17 protein-coding genes are annotated in these 17,848 nt (G+C 45.2%); 10 read left to right on the forward strand and 7 right to left on the reverse strand.

Going from position 1 to position 17,848, the window contains the following annotated elements; genetic code table 11:
- Window positions 1-40: 40 nt before the first annotated feature.
- From rsmD to hpsP, 8 genes are all read left to right on the forward strand, one after another.
- Window positions 41-583 carry a 16S rRNA (guanine(966)-N(2))-methyltransferase RsmD gene (gene rsmD / locus QUA74_RS03655; RefSeq protein WP_333325036.1) on the forward strand — a complete coding sequence of 181 codons (543 nt, stop codon included), beginning with the start codon at window positions 41-43 and terminating at the stop codon, window positions 581-583.
- 257 nt (window positions 584-840) lie between these two features.
- Window positions 841-2,301, forward strand: coding sequence for a phosphoglucosamine mutase (gene glmM / locus QUA74_RS03660; protein ID WP_333325038.1), 1,461 nt, complete (start codon window positions 841-843; stop codon window positions 2,299-2,301).
- A gap of 229 nt (window positions 2,302-2,530) precedes the next feature.
- Window positions 2,531-4,177: a glycosyltransferase family 39 protein gene (locus tag QUA74_RS03665; RefSeq protein ID WP_333325040.1), complete on the forward strand. Its 1,647-nt coding sequence runs from the start codon at window positions 2,531-2,533 to the stop codon at window positions 4,175-4,177.
- A gap of 18 nt (window positions 4,178-4,195) precedes the next feature.
- The gene (hpsN, locus tag QUA74_RS03670) at window positions 4,196-5,170 is read left to right on the forward strand and encodes a hormogonium polysaccharide biosynthesis glycosyltransferase HpsN (RefSeq protein WP_333325042.1); all 975 of its coding nucleotides are present in this window, start codon (window positions 4,196-4,198) and stop codon (window positions 5,168-5,170) included.
- Between the two features lie 30 nt (window positions 5,171-5,200).
- A complete protein-coding gene (hpsO, locus tag QUA74_RS03675) occupies window positions 5,201-6,370 on the forward strand; it encodes a hormogonium polysaccharide biosynthesis glycosyltransferase HpsO (RefSeq protein WP_333325043.1) in 1,170 nt (389 codons plus the stop codon).
- Window positions 6,371-6,413: 43 nt separating this feature from the next.
- Complete coding sequence (locus QUA74_RS03680) at window positions 6,414-6,761, forward strand: hypothetical protein (RefSeq protein WP_333325045.1); 348 nt, start codon at window positions 6,414-6,416, stop codon at window positions 6,759-6,761.
- Window positions 6,758-6,937, forward strand: a complete 180-nt coding sequence (locus QUA74_RS03685) for a hypothetical protein (RefSeq protein WP_333254950.1) — start codon at window positions 6,758-6,760, stop codon at window positions 6,935-6,937. Before QUA74_RS03680 ends, QUA74_RS03685 begins: the two co-directional genes overlap by 4 nt.
- 47 nt (window positions 6,938-6,984) lie before the next feature.
- A complete protein-coding gene (gene hpsP / locus QUA74_RS03690; protein ID WP_333325047.1) occupies window positions 6,985-8,163 on the forward strand; it encodes a hormogonium polysaccharide biosynthesis glycosyltransferase HpsP in 1,179 nt (392 codons plus the stop codon).
- A gap of 12 nt (window positions 8,164-8,175) precedes the next feature.
- Here the strand turns inward: hpsP and QUA74_RS03695 are convergent, their stop codons facing one another.
- The 5 genes from QUA74_RS03695 to QUA74_RS03715 form a co-directional block, all read right to left on the reverse strand.
- Window positions 8,176-10,155, reverse strand: a complete 1,980-nt coding sequence (locus tag QUA74_RS03695) for a TerD family protein (RefSeq protein WP_333325049.1) — start codon at window positions 10,153-10,155, stop codon at window positions 8,176-8,178.
- Between the two features lie 153 nt (window positions 10,156-10,308).
- Window positions 10,309-10,524, reverse strand: coding sequence for a hypothetical protein (locus QUA74_RS03700; RefSeq protein ID WP_333325051.1), 216 nt, complete (start codon window positions 10,522-10,524; stop codon window positions 10,309-10,311).
- Between the two features lie 33 nt (window positions 10,525-10,557).
- Window positions 10,558-11,124, reverse strand: a complete 567-nt coding sequence (locus QUA74_RS03705; RefSeq protein WP_333325053.1) for a TerD family protein — start codon at window positions 11,122-11,124, stop codon at window positions 10,558-10,560.
- Window positions 11,125-11,351: 227 nt separating this feature from the next.
- Window positions 11,352-11,777: a DUF4359 domain-containing protein gene (locus QUA74_RS03710; RefSeq protein WP_333325055.1), complete on the reverse strand. Its 426-nt coding sequence runs from the start codon at window positions 11,775-11,777 to the stop codon at window positions 11,352-11,354.
- A 220-nt stretch (window positions 11,778-11,997) separates the two neighbouring features.
- Window positions 11,998-12,963, reverse strand: coding sequence for a M48 family metallopeptidase (locus QUA74_RS03715; protein WP_333325057.1), 966 nt, complete (start codon window positions 12,961-12,963; stop codon window positions 11,998-12,000).
- A 226-nt stretch (window positions 12,964-13,189) separates the two neighbouring features.
- Here QUA74_RS03715 and QUA74_RS03720 point away from each other — a divergent pair, with 226 nt between their 5' ends.
- Complete coding sequence (locus QUA74_RS03720) at window positions 13,190-13,741, forward strand: acireductone dioxygenase (RefSeq protein WP_333325143.1); 552 nt, start codon at window positions 13,190-13,192, stop codon at window positions 13,739-13,741.
- A gap of 85 nt (window positions 13,742-13,826) precedes the next feature.
- On the opposite strand, the gene QUA74_RS03725 is transcribed toward QUA74_RS03720, so the two are convergent.
- A complete protein-coding gene (locus tag QUA74_RS03725; RefSeq protein ID WP_333325059.1) occupies window positions 13,827-15,446 on the reverse strand; it encodes an NAD(P)/FAD-dependent oxidoreductase in 1,620 nt (539 codons plus the stop codon).
- Window positions 15,447-15,623: 177 nt separating this feature from the next.
- On the opposite strand from QUA74_RS03725, the gene QUA74_RS03730 reads away from it, so the two are divergent.
- Window positions 15,624-16,229: a chorismate lyase gene (locus tag QUA74_RS03730; protein ID WP_190738647.1), complete on the forward strand. Its 606-nt coding sequence runs from the start codon at window positions 15,624-15,626 to the stop codon at window positions 16,227-16,229.
- A gap of 175 nt (window positions 16,230-16,404) precedes the next feature.
- On the opposite strand, the gene QUA74_RS03735 is transcribed toward QUA74_RS03730, so the two are convergent.
- Window positions 16,405-17,703, reverse strand: a complete 1,299-nt coding sequence (locus QUA74_RS03735) for a cytochrome P450 (RefSeq protein ID WP_333325061.1) — start codon at window positions 17,701-17,703, stop codon at window positions 16,405-16,407.
- Between the last annotated feature and the right edge of the window lie 145 nt (window positions 17,704-17,848).

Here is a 17,848-nt window from a genome sequence, read left to right on the forward strand (position 1 = left end):
ATCCGTTACAAAATCCGTTGCCGAACTTCCTTCTTCCTAAATGACTTTAAGAATCAGTGGCAATCGCCAAATAAAAACCCTGCCGGGACTCGCAACTCGCCCTACACCTTCGCGAGTCAGAGAAGCTTTATTTAATATTTGGCAAGGGACGATCGCAGATTGCAGATGGCTGGACATTTGTACCGGCAGCGGTTCGATGGGCGCAGAAGCTTTGTGTCGTCAAGCCGCGAGTGTCACTGGCATCGAACAGTCGGCGAAAGCTTGTGCGATTATCCGCGAAAACTGGGAGCAAGTAGCAGACTCGTCCCAAACATTCCAAATACTGCGGGGAAACGCGACGGCGAAATTGGCGGCACTAGCGGGGCAGCAGTTCGATCGCATTTACTTCGATCCGCCCTACGCCAGCGACTTGTACGAACCTGTGTTAAATGCGATCGCCAGCCAAGAAATGCTAGCACCAAACGGCGAAATCGCGATCGAACACAGCCCGGAGCGATCGACACAACCAATTTCCGGCCTAGAAATTTGCCGCCAGAAAGTATACGGCAATACAGCATTAACCTTCTACACACGCAGTGGCTGACAGGCTCAAACAGCAGCAGCGTCAAGCCTGGAGGCAAAAAGAAACCGGGTTTCGTGGCGTGGGCGCGCCCCCGGTACTAAAAGTTTTTCCATTGCGTACAATACAAATTTTTCCGATGAAGCTAAGCTTTGTGCGTAGGTTGTCAAAGCAAGTTGCCTCAGCAATTGACGAAATAAATGGAGTTTAGGCTGAAAATAAAGCTTTCAGTTGTAACATGAACCCAAAGTGTGAGTGTGAATATTCTTAAAGGAGTGAATATGGTTCAGACACCTTCGCGCCCTCGTGGCAGCGAGTTTCCGGCGGCTAACTCGGTACAGCCAGTCAAACGCGATACGATTCTGCTGGGAGATAGCCTCTCCCTGCCCAATACCAAACTCTTCGGCACAGACGGCATTCGCGGGAAAGTTGGAGAATTGCTGAATGCACCCTTAGCCCTGCAAGTGGGCTTCTGGGCTGGACAAGTTCTACGCCAAAATACCCCCAACCAGGGGCCTGTGATTTTGGGGCAAGACAGCAGGAATTCCAGCGATATGCTGGCAATGGCACTGTCAGCGGGTTTGACGGCCGCCGGTTTGGAAGTGTGGAATTTGGGATTGTGCCCCACTCCCTGCGTTGCTTATCTGGCAAGCGTTTCGGAGTCGGTTGGCGGAGTGATGATTTCGGCTTCTCACAATCCCCCAGAAGACAACGGCATTAAGTTTTTCGGCTCAAATGGCTCTAAGCTGTCGCAGCAGTTGCAGGAACAAATCGAAGCGGGAATCCGGGGGGCAAAGGTTCCGGTTGCTAGCTTGGCTTGGGGACACCACTACCATCGGTCTGAGTTGGTTAAAGATTATGCCACTTCCCTCTGTGATTCGCTGCAACAGATGAATTTGGAGGGAATGCGGATTGTTTTGGATTTAGCTTGGGGGGCTGCCGCGGGTTTGGGGCCGCAGGTGTTCGCGCAAATGGGGGCGGAGGTGATCTGTTTGCACGACTCTCCTGATGGATCTCGTATTAATGTTAACTGCGGTTCTACTCATCTCGACAGTTTGCAAGCGGCTGTTTTGGAACACAATGCCGATTTTGGATTTGCTTTTGACGGCGATGCCGATCGAGTTTTGTGTGTTGACAACCAAGGTCGAGCGATTGACGGCGATTACATTCTTTATCTGTGGGGCCGGCAGTTGCGCGACTCCGAACAGTTACCATCCAATTTAATTATTTCTACTGTAATGGCTAACCTCGGCTTCGAGCGAGCTTGGGAAGAATTGGGCGGCAAACTAACTAGAACCGACGTGGGAGATCAGTACGTTCACGCTGAAATGCAGCGCACTGGTGCGATGTTGGGCGGCGAACAGTCTGGACATATTCTTTGTCCGCATTACGGTATTAGCGGCGACGGTTTGCTGACAGCTTTGCATTTGGCTTCGCTGGTGCGCCAGTCCGGGCAATCTTTGGCACAATTGGTAAGTGGCAGTTTCCAAACTTATCCGCAGTTGTTGCGAAATATTCGGGTGGACGATCGCGAAAAACGCCTGAAATGGCAGGAGTGCGAGGCCATGCAAAAGGCGATCGATCGTGCTACAACTGCAATGGGAGAACAGGGACGGGTTTTGGTGCGCGCTTCTGGCACTGAACCGCTAATCCGAGTTATGGTGGAAGCTGCCAGCGCCGAATTGGCTAATTTCTGGACTGAAAATTTAGTTTTAGCCGTTCAGCAACACATAGCTATCTGATGGAAATGGGGAATTAATCTGAAGGAAGAAGGAAGAAGGAAGAAGGAAGTTCGGCAACGGATTCTGTAACGGATGTAACGGATGTAACGGATGTCAGGAAGAAGGAAGAAGCCTCTAGATAAATATAGGGGATATTGAAACCCATTTCTTATTCTTTATTCCCTCCGGCTTATTCCCTCTCTCCTAAATAACTAAATCCTTCTTTCTTCATTTCCCCATTTCTGATTGTATGAACACCAACTCAATTCAAAATGGGCGGCTGCATCGAATTTCGTTAAAATTTTTAATTGTTGTCATATTAATAACGGGGATATGGTTTCGCTTTACTAATCTGGATCGCAAAGTCTACTCGTTCGACGAATCTATCACCTCGCTGCGAATTTCTGGCTACACTTGGACGGAAATGGTGCAGCAAGATTTTCAATCCAAAACAATTAGCGTCGCAGATTTGCAGCGGAAATACCAGCAGATAAATCCCGAAAAGACTTGGTGGGATACTGTTAAAGGTTTAGCTACAGAAGAACCTCAACTATCGCCGCTGTATTTTATTTTAGCCCGATTTTGGGTGCAGTTGTTCGGCCCGCAAGTGGCGACTGTCAGAAGTCTTTCAGCTTGGATTAGTTTGTTAGTTTTTCCCAGCGTTTATTGGCTGTGCTGGGAATTATTTCGCTCTGCGTCTGTGGGATGGATGGCTGTTACAATCGTCGCTGTTTCACCCTTTCACGTCTTGTACGCGCAAGAGGCAAGACCCTACATGATGTTTGCAGTTCTCGCCTTGCTGTCGAATGCAATTCTGCTGCGGGCGTTAGCGAAGCCCTCGAAGAGGATCGCCCTACAAAATTCTCCGACAACATCTAAATTGAGTAAGGCTGTTTGGTCTATTTATGCGATCGCCCTGACTTTAGGACTTTATTCTAGTTTATTATTTTTTTTAGTAGTATTCGCCCACGGCATTTATGTAATTATAAGAGAGAATTGGCGTTTTGGCAAAACATTAATTACTTATTTAGTAGCTACCGTGATAGCAATAATTCTTTTTACTCCTTGGATTTTGGTATTACTTGAGAACGCGCCAAAAATCGAAGCAACAGTAGGCTTACCCCGCCTTTCCCTATCTTTCATATCTTCACTTAAACCTTTAATTATCATCACCTGCCGAATATTTATCGACACGCATTGGGCGGGCGGAATTATCAAATTTGGTTCGAGCGGTATTGCTACAGATTTAATCAGACTGATTGTAGCCGCCCTACTGCTGTTAGCGATCGCACATTCAATATACTCGCTCTGCCGCTCAACTCCCAAACGAGTTTGGCTGTTTGTATTGACAGCGATCAAAATTACAGCGATAGTATTGATAGCAGTGCGAGGCGTTGCCGATCGCTATCTGGTTCCCTATATTTTAGCAATCCAGATAGCTGTTGCCTATCTATTCACCGCTAAAATTAAAGTCGCTACCAATCCCCGCCAACAAAAACTGTGGCAGCTCGGTTTAATAGCCATAATATCGAGTGGAATAGTTTCTTGTGCTGTCAGCTCACAGTCGCAACTTTGGTGGAACAAATATCCTTCTAGCACTAAATACAATCCCCAAGTAGCCGCGATTGTCAATCAAGCCCAAAAACCTTTAGTAATCAGTCACGGAGGCAACAACATCACAGGAAAAATACTGTCTCTCAGCTATCTGCTGAAGCCGCAAACACAGCTTTTGCTAGCAGTTAAACCTGAACAAGTCAAAATTCCTGATGGTTTTAGCGATGTATTTATCTACCGAGCTACAGAAGCATTGCAATTTGAACTAGAAAAAGTGCAAAAATATAAAATCACACCAATTTACAAACCGGGCGATGTCTGGCTTTGGCGTTTAGAGAAATAATGAAAGTGGCAACTGCAAATGATGATTTCTGTTGTGATACCCACCTACAACCGCGAGCAACCCCTGCGAGAGACATTGGCTGATGCGATTCGGCAAAATTACCCGAATTTTGAAGTGCTGGTAATCGATCAAACTCGCACCCACGAATCGGAAACTCAAGTTTATTTAGAGGAATTGGCAAATGCTGGCAAAATTCGGTGGTTTCGAGTAGATTGGGCAAGTTTACCCGCAGCTCGAAATTATGCAGTGCGCCGCGCAGTTGGAGATATTATTTTATTTATTGATGATGATGTACAATTGCCAGATGGTTTTTTGGAGGCTCACGCTGACAACTATTTAGAAAAACCCGATGTGGGATGTGTGGCGGGCCGGGTTTTTGACAGAATGAAACTGGATAATTCTGGAGGCGATTTGACGATCGAATATTTGCCCTCAGAAGCGATGGATGCGGGGATTGCCTGGTATTTTATCGATTTGGTGCATACAGTAAAACCGCAGCAGGTGCTGTCGGCTAGAGGCTGTAATATGTCATTTCGCCGACAGGTTTTTGCCGAGTGCGCGCTGAGGTTTGACGAGCGGTTTGCAGGCAGTGCGGTGCGGGAGGAGTCGGATTTTTGTTTGAGATTGCGATCGACTGGCATGAAAATTTGGTACGATCCCAATGCGTGTTTAGTTCACTTGGGGGAAGAGAGCGGCGGGTGTCACGATGTCAGTACGCGATCGCTCGAATATCAAATCACATTTTATCACAATCACTTTCTCATGGGATTGAAAAATTTAACAGCCTTTCAATGCCTGCGATTTTTTGCCAAACTCTTTGATTGCCACGTTTTGGGAAATCCGCCTTGTTATAAAAGCCACTCGCCCCTTAAAATTATAACTAGATTTGCTTTTTATATCTTGGGTTTTCTCAGTGCTATAAATACACTAATTCAATCTCTGTGGAATGATGGACAAATTTACAGCCATCAGGACAACATTAACCCTCAATAATTACCTATTCCCCTTCGCCCTTCCCAATAAATGAGAATTCTCGTGGCTAGTCACACCTATATTGTGGACATTAATCGGGAAAAATTCAAGATATTAGCCAACCTAGAACCCGATATTGAAGTAACACTTGTAGTGCCGCAGCGTTGGAAACCCGGAGGCGTACAAAATAAAATTATAGAAACGCAATTTTATCACGAGGGTTCATTTCAAGTAATTCCTGTCTCCAATTTTAGTCAAAACAATCAAGGATTGCTAAGCTTTGGCACTGATTTAATTAAAGTTTTGCAAAATTTTAGACCCCAGATAATCCAAGTTGAACAAGGTTCAAAATCCCTCGCTTGTGCTCAATTAATTTTCCTAAATAAATTGCTCAAACTCCAAGCCAAAAATATATTATTTACTTGGTGGAATCTGCCTTATCAATTGAATTGGCCAATTTCAGTCTTAGAAAATTACAATCTTCGGCACACCGACGGAATTATTGCAGGTAACTTAGATGGAGCTAAAATTTTGCGGCAGCGGGGCTATGAAGGTGCGGTAAAAGTAATGCCACAACTCGGAGTAGATGAAACTTTGTTTTGCCGCACTGGTAAAGACGCTGATTTATCGCGCGGGTTCGGCATTGAACCGACCGATTTTGTGGTAGGGTTTGTAGGGCGATTTGTCGAAGAAAAAGGATTGTTGACTTTAGCTGAGGCCTTAGCCGGGTTGAAAAAAAGTCCTTGGAAGTGGCTGTTAGTAGGGCAAGGAAAATTGCGGACGCACCTCGCCGAAAAATGTATGGAATGGGGAATCAGCGACCGAATAATCTGGGTAGAAAGCGTTTCCCACGAAGAAATTCCCCCCTACATTAACTTAATGAACTGTTTGGTATTGCCCTCGCAAACCAGCTATAAATTCAAAACTTTGACCACTGTGGGCTGGAAAGAACAATTCGGTCACGTTTTAATTGAAGCGATGGCCTGTCACATTCCGGTTATTGGTTCCGACTGCGGGGAAATTCCCCATGTCATCGGCGATGCGGGGTTATTATTCCCAGAAGGAGATGCAGGGGTTTTGCGCGAGTGTTTGCAGCAATTGATGGAGCGGCGGGAGTTGGCGGCTGAGTTGGGCGATCGGGGTTATCATAGAGCGATGAGCAATTATACCAATCAAGCTTTAGCTGAGCAGTTGTTGGAATTTTACAAAGAATTGTTGTAACTTTTAGCAGTATAATGCAAGTGTTAAATAAAAGCTGTAGTAAATGTCTATTCCTCCCGACCTACGCTCTTTGGTTGACGAACTCTACCAGGTACTACACGAGACCGAACGCCAAGCAACGCAGGGACTTTTTGCACTTAGAACAGCAATGTCTCTTTTTCCAGAAAATGAAATACTGATGCAATACTTTTCTTCTATCAGTAATTTTCAATTCTGCGTATCAGGTGTTCGCTTACAAGCAGAGCACATTGTGGGCAATGTATTGATGGCTGGTGTGCCCGATGAAGATGTTCACAAAGCAGGAGATTATTTAGCAGCATTGCTACGTATGGCTCCTGAAGCGAGAATTATGATAGACAAAGTAATTGAGAGATTAGAAGCATTACCATGAAACAATTACCAGATGAAAGCCAACTCCTGGAAATCCTTGAAATTGTAAAAGCTGCGGAAGCCAAAGCCAGTGAAATGTATGAATTTTCCAAGACAATGGCTCACAATACCCAAATTACAGCCACAAAGAGAGAGGAAGCGGAGCAGCTAGACGGGCTGCCTTTTCCAGATAATTAAATTTGTCATGGGAGAGGTTGATATTTTGATTGAAAGAACTATCCCCCATGCGAATTATCCAAATTATCCCCTCCATTTCGCTCGTCTACGGCGGGCCAAGTCAAATGGTGCTGGGACTTTCTGCGGCCCTCGCTTCCCGAGGTATTGATCTCACAATTATCACCACAGATTCTAACGGAGATATCGGTCAACATCCCTTAGATGTCCCCTTAAATCAACCAATACAACAAAACGGCTATCAGATTATTTATTTCCGCTGTTATCCCTGGCGCAGATATAAATTTTCATTCTCGTTATTGCAGTGGTTAAATGAAAATGCGCGACAATTTGACCTGGCTCACATTCACGCTATTTTCTCACCAGTAACTACCTTTGCTGCCGCAATTGCTAGATATCGCCAGTTACCGTATATTATCCGTCCCTGCGGTATGCTTGACCCCGCCGATTTGCAGAAAAAAAAGCGCTTAAAACAGATTTATGCAGCAGTTTTAGAACGCCCTAATTTAGCAGGTGCAGCCGCCATTCATTTCACAAGTAAAGAAGAGGCTAAAATCTCAGAAAGATTTGGTTTGGACTGCACCGGCAAGATACCCGTGGCACGGGATTTGGTGATTCCCTTGGGGGTGACAGCAGGTTTGTTTCCTAAGAAATTGCGAGAATCTCAAGTGCCAATCATCTTATTTATGTCGCGAATTGAACCTAAAAAAGGGCTTGACTTGCTAATTCCAGCATTAGAAAGTATTTTAGGATCGGGGATAGAGTTTCACTTTATTTTAGCTGGTTCAAATCCCCAAGATGCGGATTATGAAATAAAAATTAAAGTACAAATTCAGAATTCACTTTTAGCTAAATACACAACAATAACGGGCTTTGTAAGCGGTGATTTAAAAATTGAACTATTGACCAACGCCGACTTATTTGTCTTGCCTTCTTATTACGAAAACTTTGGCATTGCTGTAGCAGAAGCGATGGCCGCAGGTGTACCTGTCGCCATTTCCGATCGCATACATATTGCGGAAGACATACAGCAAGCAGAAGCTGGTTGGGTGGGGCCTTTGGAAGTAGGAGCGATCGCCAATTCAATCAAATCAGCACTTCTCAATCCACAAGAGCGCCAACGGCGGGGATTGAACGGCCAAGAGTATGCCAAAAAGCATTATAACTGGGAGGCGATCGCCCAGCAAACCATCGATGCTTACCAGCAGATTTTGTCATCTACTAACTAATGCGACAGCGGTTTACCTTCTGCTTCTTCGCCTGCTGCGAGTTCTTGTGCTGGTGCTATCAGAATTTTCCGGCGATATTTTTTCGGGGCTGCTATTGCTTTTAATATTAGTAGAGTCAGATTTTGAGGCATCAATCGCCGATTTTCTTCTAATTATAATCGGAACATTAATAGATCGACCGCAGCGCCGACCAAAGGAGTCTATGTTCCTTCGATAATCGCAGATTGCAGCCTCTGCAATCGGTTCTTGACAATCATTAATAAAGCTTTGTGCTAATTGGTAATTCTTGCCGTCTCCCTGCTTTGAGAAAAGTTCTCCAGCTTGTTGAAAGTCTGCTACTGCTTGCGATTTAGTTCCCAACATACAGCGAATAGCTCCTCGTTCCAAATAAGCCAAACCATAATTAGGATTAACGCGAATAGCTTGTTCGTAATCCCCGATCGCTTTTTGGTTGTTTCCCAATTCATAGTATGCTTGACCGCGACCGAAATAAGCTTCTGCCAAGTTAGGATTAAATTGCAGCGCTCGATCGTAATTGTAAATTGCCTGCTGCTTGTTTCCCTGTTGGCCAGTAGCAATCCCCAATCCGAGGTAAGCTTGAGGTATGTTCGGATTCAGCGCTAAAGCCTGAGTAAAATTGGCGATCGCCCCCGGAACATCGCCCTTTTGAACTTTCAAAGAACCTTGGTTGCTAAAATTTGCAGCTTTTTGAGCGATCGCCACTCTTTGACTGATAACAGCGCGATTAGCTCGGTAATTAGATAACTTATTTTGAGCTAGATTATAAACAGGCGTACGTGAATCGATCGCTTCTAAAAGTGCGATCGCCTGTTGCCATTTACTTTGCGACTGCTGCCAAACTTCCATCGGATGAGGCGGTTTTTGCACAACCACAGCAGCTTCCATTGCCAATTGTTGAGCTTTTTCTAGACTTTCTGCCGCCTGTAAATTTTGCGCTACTGGAACCAAAATCGGGCGCAGTTGCAGCAAATCTGCTCTAGCTTGTTGATACCCAAAGCCAGGGAAGTTAGGAATTTTCTCTAAATTCGCGATCGTTTTTTTAAGTCGTTTATCGAAACTTCTGAGCAGATTTACATCGGTGACTTTCCCTGCATTCTGCGTTTCAACTGCCAGTATGTTCGCTTGCTTCAGCGTTTCATTTCCCGAGCGCATTAAGGCGCTCATCCCTGCACCTGTCCCCAACATCAAAACCCCTAAACTTGCTAATAAAGCTGCGGGTATTTTGCGGCTTCGCGAAGTATTAACTTGATTGTTAATTCGTAATGGCTGTACCCTTCGAGTCTGACGAGATTGTTGCGCTTCCGGTTCGGGCTCCACCTCCAACTCCCAAGCCGGCAACTGCAAATCATCTGCTGTTGTTCCCGCTGCCAACTCGTGAGTAATTGGAGAAATATTATTGCTATTTCCGCTGTCATACTTGTCAATCAAACTCTGCAATCCTGCTTGATATCCTTCTCCTACTGCCTGAAATCTCCACTCTCCATTCTTTCTATACAAACGACCAAACTCTACAGCAGTCTCTCGCGAAAAATTCTCTTTTAATTCATACCGAACCAGCTCGTTTCCTGTATCTACATTGCAAATTTTGATAAAACTATTTTTGATATTGCTAAAATTTGCCTTGATTTTATCTGCTTCGTGAATAGTGACCGCAAAAGTTATTTCCTCAATTTCCGGATTGATTTTCTCTAAAATAACGCCGTAAATACTCTTATTCTCTTGACCTCGGTTGTTTTTGTCAGAAATCGATTGCAGTACCGAACCGTCACAGGATTGAAGATTATTATAAAAGATAAAATATTTATCATTAGGTAGTTTTCCGTCAGCACCTAGCATAAAAGCAGAGACATCTATTTCGTAGCTTTGTCCTGCCTCTGTCATCTGCCAACCGAGGGCGATCGCCATTTTTTTTAAACCAGGGGCTTCTTGAGAGATATTAAATCTCTCACCCTTACTTAATTGCATTGCCATGTGCTGATTTGTTAAATATAAAATTTTATACTACTCATCTTAAGGTTAAGTGGCACAAGAAGTTCTTTAATTAATGAAATTTAACAGAGTTTCTCTAATCGCGGGCTTGATTAAAAATATCTGCTGCCTGTATCGGAATTTATCGAGATTTACTTAGAGAGAATTACCTAAGTGAAAACCGGGCTTGCTGCCCCAAGCGGTTTCTACAATTGAACTTAATTTGACATTAGTTTGGAGCATTTTCAGAACTAAGTGGCAATGTAACAAAGTTACCAAAAGCTCCAGACGAGACTGTTCCGCTTCCGGTTCTGACTCCACCTCCAACTCCCCAGCCGACAACTGCAAATCATCTGCTGTTCCCGCTGCCAACTCGTGAGTAAGGGGAGCACTTTTATTACTATTTTAGCTGCAATACTTATCCACAAAACTCTGCAATCCTGCCTGATATCCTGCTCCTACCGCTTGAAATCTCCACTCTCCATTCTTTCTATACAAGCGACCAAATTCTACAGCAGTCTCTCGCGAAAAATTCTCTTTTAATTCATAACGAACAAGTTCGTTTTCTGTATCCAAACTGTAAATCTTGATAAAAGCATTTTTGATATTGCTAAAATTTGCATTAATTTTATCTGCTTCGTCAATAGTGACAACAAAAGTTATTTCCTCAATTTCAGGATTAACTCTTTTTAAGATAACGCCGTAAATCGTTTTATTCTCTTGACTTCGGTTGTTTTTATCCCGAATCACTTGCAGTACCGCACTGTCACAGGATTGCAGATTATTGTAAAAGATCAAATATTTATCGTTAGGTATTTTGCCGTCAGCACCTAGCATAAAGGCAGAGACATCAATCTCGTAGCTTTGTCCTGCCTCTGTCACCTGCCAACCGAGGGCGATCGCCATTTTTTTTAAACCGGGCGCTTCTTTAGAGATATTAAATCTCTCACCCTTACTTAATTGCATTGCCATCGGCTTATTTGTTAAACATCAAACTTTATAGCGTTCATGTTAATATTAAGTGGGACAATAACTTTTCTTCTTTAAGAAAACTTAATATTTTGTCTATAATAGCGTGCCTCATTAAAAATATGTGCTGCAGCTCTCCGAATTTATTGAGATTTACTGAGAGAGAATTACGTAAGCAAAAACCGGGCTTTCTACAAAACCCGGTTTCAACAATTGAACTTAATTTGACTCTAATTTGGAGCATTTTCAGAACTAGGTGGCAGCGTCACGAAATTCCCAAAAGCTCCAACCGTTTGATAGCTTTTTTTGCCTAATTCAGTTGTGTAAACACTGACCACACCTAAATTTTGACGCTGCGTTGTATTGTCGAGCAAGCTTTCGATCGTGTCGCGCTGCGAAGTCAGCAAATTCTTGCAACTGCCGATCAAAGTATCTGCAACGCCGCTCAAAGCTTTCGGAACACGAGAATCTTTGCACACAGTGCTTTCCAACTCGGTTTGGAGTACGCCGGAAGCATAAGTTAGGTATTTGTCTCTCCCAGGATTTGTAAATGCCATGCCGGCTGCCAGAAGAGTCAGGGCGATCGCGACTTTCCCCACATTGCCGAAAAAATTAGAAGTTGACTTGTGAGTATTCATTGGTTTATCAATAATCATTTTTTTTAGCCCCGTTGATTTATAAGCTTCTCTTGATTTAAACTACACCTCCTTAGAAACAGATTTCCGAAAGGAGGGGACAGTTTTTAGATTGGAGGCCAGTTGCGAGTAAGTCTCTCACTGGTTTACCTTCCTTTTACGTTTCCCCCTCCCTCAAATCCGGTAAATCTTCAACAAAACATTTAGCTGGTTCCCAGGCACAGCCTGGAGACGAGAAAACTTAGTTTCGCTTTGATTTTTGCCGATCGATCTCCCGCTGCAACTCTTCAATTTGACGGCGCAAAGCCTCCGTCTCACTGTTAGGCGTTTGCGACTTCACATCAACCGCACCCTCGGATACCGCCCGCTTGTAGTTCCCCAACTTAATTTGGCGGTATTCCTCGGAACTGGCCCAGTCTCGCAAATACCGCAGGCGCTCCACCGGGAAAGGGTGACTCAGCATCACGCCCTGACCGCCGTTGTAAAGTAAAAACTTATACACTTGGTTGAGATTGTCTCGATCGAGCTCTTGATAATTGTCAGACTGGCGGATAAATTCTTGCAAACTGCATTGATCGGCATATTTACTGCTAACTCCGGCCAGTTGCATCATCGTCTTCATAACACTGTTCAAGTCATCCGTCACCAACAAAGCCGCCCGATCCGCCGACAATTCTGCCTTGCGCCGCCACTCGTAAAAAGCGAAAATTAAACCGCTACCGACCATATTTCCCAGCCCGAAAGTCATCTCGCCAATTGTCGATGCGACGCTCATCGCCCACATCGCCATTTGATTTAAAGTTGGATGGCCGCATTTAATGTGTCCCAACTCGTGAGCCAAGACTACCCGGAGTTCCGCCTCGTCCAACAAGTCTAAAAGACCAGTGTTTAATACTACATAAGGCTGGTTTTTTCCCAGGGCATAGCTGTTAACTGAGGGATTCTGAGAAACAAACAAACCCGGTTCTGGAAAAACATCTAAAGCCTGCACGCACTCCCGAAATATATGATAAATGCTGGCATATTGGCGTGGGCCGACTTGAATGCTATTTCCCATTAGGTAAACGAATTGCGGTCGTTCGTAGACAAATTCTACAAATTTGCTGGCAATTAAATCAAATCCAGGCACGCTCCGCAATGCTGCTTCGGCTTGCCGATCGAGGGGATGCTGAAATGCTTCGCTAGAAATTCCCGTATAAGTAGGCATAGTTGTTGCAAAAGTTACATTTAAGATATCAGGATTGCCGATCGCTGCTGGTGCTAGCTGGCGCCTGACTTATAATATTATCGCGACAAATATTGAACTGTTGTGGAACAGGCCGAAAAGCCTGTTCAAATTAGCGTTAAAATTGTGGTTCTGGTACAGGCGCGATCGACAAACATCTTTCACAGTGCCTGTGTATCGCCTCACCCAAAAATTGGAACGTGCAAACATGGCTATCCTGCAACTCGAAAACGGTACAACCTACACTCAACAGAGCGACATTACCCGAGAACTCGCTTCCTTAAACATTCAACTCAACCGCTGGCCCGTGGGTGACAGCGCTGAAATTCAAAATTTGTTAGCTAAAGATGCTCTTGACGACAATCAAAAAGAGCAAGTGCTGCAAGCCCTCGACGGCTACTTTCAACAGTTGTCGGAAAGTGCAGGCTATCAGGATCGCGACTTAATCGTACTGCACCCAGACATTCCCAACATCGACACCATGCTGTCCAAATTCAACAAGTGCCACATCCACACCGATGATGAAGTCCGCTATATCGTAGCAGGCGAGGGCATTTTCGGCTTCGTGCGACCCGACGGCAGCCAAGTCGAACTCACAGTGCAGCCGGAAGAATTTATCAACGTGCCGGCGAATACAGAACACTGGTTTTATTTGACAGCAGCCCGGAAAATTAAAGCGGTGCGCTATTTTATCACCAAAGAAGGCTGGACGCCGGAGTATACCGATACGGAAATTCGATCGCGTTTAGCTGCTGTTTGAACAGAGTTGACTGTTGACGGCTGACGGTTGACAGTTGACAGTTGACGGCAATCTTCAAATCATCTAAAAATCCTCAAATCCAGCCTCAAATTTTGTGGTTTGAAGATCGCAAGATGCTCAAAGCAACCGCCTCCGCCACCTTAATCCCATCAATCCCCGCCGACAGGATTCCACCCGCATATCCTGCACCTTCCCCAGCAGGATAAAGACCTTCTGTATTCAAACTTTGATAATCTTCCTTGCGTTTAATCCGAATTGGTGAAGAAGTCCGCGTTTCCACACCAGTTAAAACCGCATCATCCATCGCAAATCCTTTAATCTGTTTGTCAAAAGCCGGAAGTGCTTCGCGGATGGCTGCGATCGCATAATCTGGCAAACTTTCGCTCAAATCAGTCATCACAACTCCCGGCGTATAAGACGGCTGCACACTGCCTAGCGCCGTGGAAGGGCGATTTGCCAAAAAATCACCCACAAGCTGCCCAGGGGCGTTGTAAGTGCCACCTCCTAACTCAAATGCCCGTTCTTCTAGGCGACGTTGAAACTCAATTCCTGCTAAGGGATGACCCGGATAATCCTCCGGCGTGATACCCACCACAATCCCGCTGTTAGCATTGCGTTCATTGCGAGAATATTGGCTCATCCCATTCGTGACAACTCGCCCCGGTTCTGACGCAGCAGCCACTACCAAACCACCGGGACACATACAGAAACTATATACAGAACGATTGTTTTGGCAATGGTGAACCAGTTTGTAATCGGCGGCGCCCAAAAGCTTATGGCCCGCGCGATCGCCAAAACGACAGCGATCAATGATAGTTTGGGGATGTTCGACCCGAAAACCAATAGAAAATGGTTTTGCTTCGATGTAAACCCCGCGCGAAAACAACATTTCAAAAGTATCGCGGGCGCTGTGTCCCACCGCCAGAACTATATAATTACTAGCAATATATTCTCCACTGGCGAGGGTAAGTCCCTGCACTTTTCCATTTTCAATGTGGATATCTTCCACACGAGTTTGAAACCTAATCTCTCCGCCTAATGATTCTATTTGGGCGCGAATACTTTGGACAATTCCCACCAGTTTGAACGTACCAATATGCGGTTTATTAATATATAAAATTTCCGGTGAAGCTCCCGCATTCACAAGTTCCGTCAGCACCTTGCGTCCATAATGCTGAGGATCTTTAACTTGGCTGTAGAGTTTGCCATCGGAAAAAGTACCCGCACCACCTTCGCCAAACTGGGCGTTAGATTCTGGGTTGAATTCTGCTTTTTTCTTCCAAAATCCAAAGGTATCAACCGTGCGATCGCGCACGGCTTTTCCGCGTTCTAAAAGGATGGGACGAAACCCCATTTGTGCCAGCATCAGACCGGCAAACATACCGCACGGCCCTGTACCAATCACAATGGGGCGAATCGTCAAATTGCTGGGGGCTTTGGCTACTAAGCGATAACTCGTGTCTGGCGTCACCATTACATGAGGATCTTTTTTGAAGCGTTGGAGAAGTTGCTTTTCCTGTGTCGTCTCTACATCCAGAATATAGACAAGGAGGATTTCTCCTTTTTTACGAGCATCGTAGCTGCGCTTGAAGATGGAATAGCCGAGCAATTCTTCGGGGGGAATTTGCAGCTTTTTGACTAGCGCGCTGGCGATCGCATCTTGAGGATGATCTAGGGGGAGTTTTATTTCGGTTATTCGTAACATATAGCGGAAGGAAGAAGGAAGAAGGAAGAAGGAAGAATAAAAATCCCGAACATAAGTATTATAACTATTTAAGCGGACATCCTATGGGCGATCGTCATCGGTCGATCGACTTTAGATTGTAGATTTTAGATTGAAGAAACGTTATAATAAGCAAAAAATTAAGTTTTGTAAAGACCCTTGACTGCAACATTTACACCCAAAAACAGCCGCACCTGGCACGCTCTCAACCCCCTGTGGCAAGGAGCCGAAGACGCAGTACAGAAGGGTTTGCCCCACACCAAGCTCGCACCGGCGTGGCAAATACTGCTCCTGGGCGACGGTTCCCCCACCCGTCACCTGCAACTGCTGACAGGGGAACCGACAGAAGTTGATGTCATCGATATGTCTTTAGTGGGTGAAGACGCAGACGGCGCGCCGGAGCAAATTGTAGCCGTTCCGGGGCCTCGTCTGCGCCGACAAGTGTGGCTGCGAACTGCTTCTGGACAGCGTTTAGCCTATGCGACTTCTTGGTGGGAAGCGAGTCACGTAGATGAATATTTGCAAAATAAATCTTTGCCAATTTGGGCCAGTTTAGCGCGGCTGCGGACAGAATTGTATCGCGATGTGCAGGGCATTTATTGCGGTGATTCGGTAGCCTTGGAGTCAGCTTTTGAACAGTCGGGGCCTTTTTGGGGGCGACACTATTTGTTTTGGCATCACGGGAAGCCCTTGACTCTGATTTATGAGGTTTTTTCTCCTTATTTAACTAAGTATTTGGGGCCGATGCAATTGGATGTTGATTGAGACTGAGATATTGCACCATTATCAATCAGGCTTTCAGGGCGGGCTAGAAGCCCAACCCCTACTCCCCACAAGAACTTTACCTATTGTGGAACGGGCATCTTGTGGCTTTCAGGGCGGGCTAGAAGCCCACCCACAAGAAAATTTACCGATTGTGGAACAGGCATCTTGCCTGTTCTTAAGAATAGTTCCGCTGAAATTTAACTCGCAAACCGTCGCGCGGATGAGGAATCGGTACTGTGATTAAATTCAAATCTTGATCCGGCAACAGATCCCATTCAAAATCCCGAACAATCCTTGCTGCAAACAACTTCATCTCTAACCGAGCAAATTCTTTGCCCAAACATTCTCGCAAACCGCCGCCAAAGGGCACGTAACTGAAAGGTTTAGCCGATCGCTCGGAGCTAAATCGATCGGGATCGAAGCGATCGGGTTCAGGATAAAGTTGACTATCCTGATGGGTTTGATTAATCTCAGAAAGCACACTCCAACCCTTGGGAATTTCATAGCCGCCGAACTCACAAGCATTAATAACTGTCCGAAAAATACCTCCCACCGGTGGAACTAAACGCAGCACTTCTCGCAGTACCTGTTCTAAATAGGTCATTTGTTTGAGTTGTTCCAGGGTTAGCGGTTCCGTAGCGGGGAACTGCTGCTGTTCGGCGCGGACTTTTGCCATCACATCGGGATTTTGAGCTAGGAGAAGACAAAAAGAGGCGATCGCCGAAGTCAGAGTCTCGTGTCCTGCAAACAGCAGCAACAGCACTTGATCTTTTAACTCATCCAAACTCAAACTATTTCCCTCGTCATCGCGAGCCGAAATCAGCAAACTCAAAGCATCATTGCCACTAGGGGTTCCTTGCTGGCGATCGCGAATAATCTTTTCCAGTTCTGCTAACAGTAACTTTCTGCCCTTTTTAGCTTTGCCAAACCGAGTAAAAGGCAAATCCCAAGGGATAGAAAATAAACCCTTGGCAAATGTTTCAAAATTATGTCCTAGCGCCGTTTCCGAACCATTATCAATCCCAACTAACAACTTACCCGCCACATCAAAAGTATAATTTCTCAGTTCCGGATACCAAGTTATGGTTTCCATTTTTGCCCATTTTTCCAAATAGCGCTGAGTGATATCTTCCATCGCGCCGATGTAGCCAACCAAAGCTCGCGGCTGAAACGCTTGGTACATCAACTTGCGCCGATTTATGTGGTTAGCACCCGTTTGCAACGCCAAGGAAAGCGGCCCTAAAAGCACTTTCGTACTCGGAGGAAAACTCACAACAAAATATTGGTTGTCATTGCTTAAAACAAACAAGTTAGCCTCTTGGCCACACATAAACACGGTTGGCTGTCCGAAAATGCTGCTTTTGAAAATGGGCCCGTACTGCTGGTGGCGTTTTTTGGCAAATTGGGAATCTTGCAAAAAGTTGAGGGTATCGCCAATTAGGGGTAAACCTAAACTGCCGGGAGGTAATGCCATTTGTGAGTGGTGATTTGTGATTTGTGATTTTTAATATCATATCAATTTTAGTTGTGGGGTGGGCAATACGCACCCGGCAAATTTCTGGTAAAATAACTTTTATCTGTTTGTAGCCTCTAGGGTGGGTCAGTCTTAAGGTTAGTAC

The sequence above is a fragment of the Microcoleus sp. LAD1_D3 genome, assembly GCF_036702135.1.
Classification (GTDB): Bacteria; Cyanobacteriota; Cyanobacteriia; order Cyanobacteriales; family Microcoleaceae; genus Microcoleus.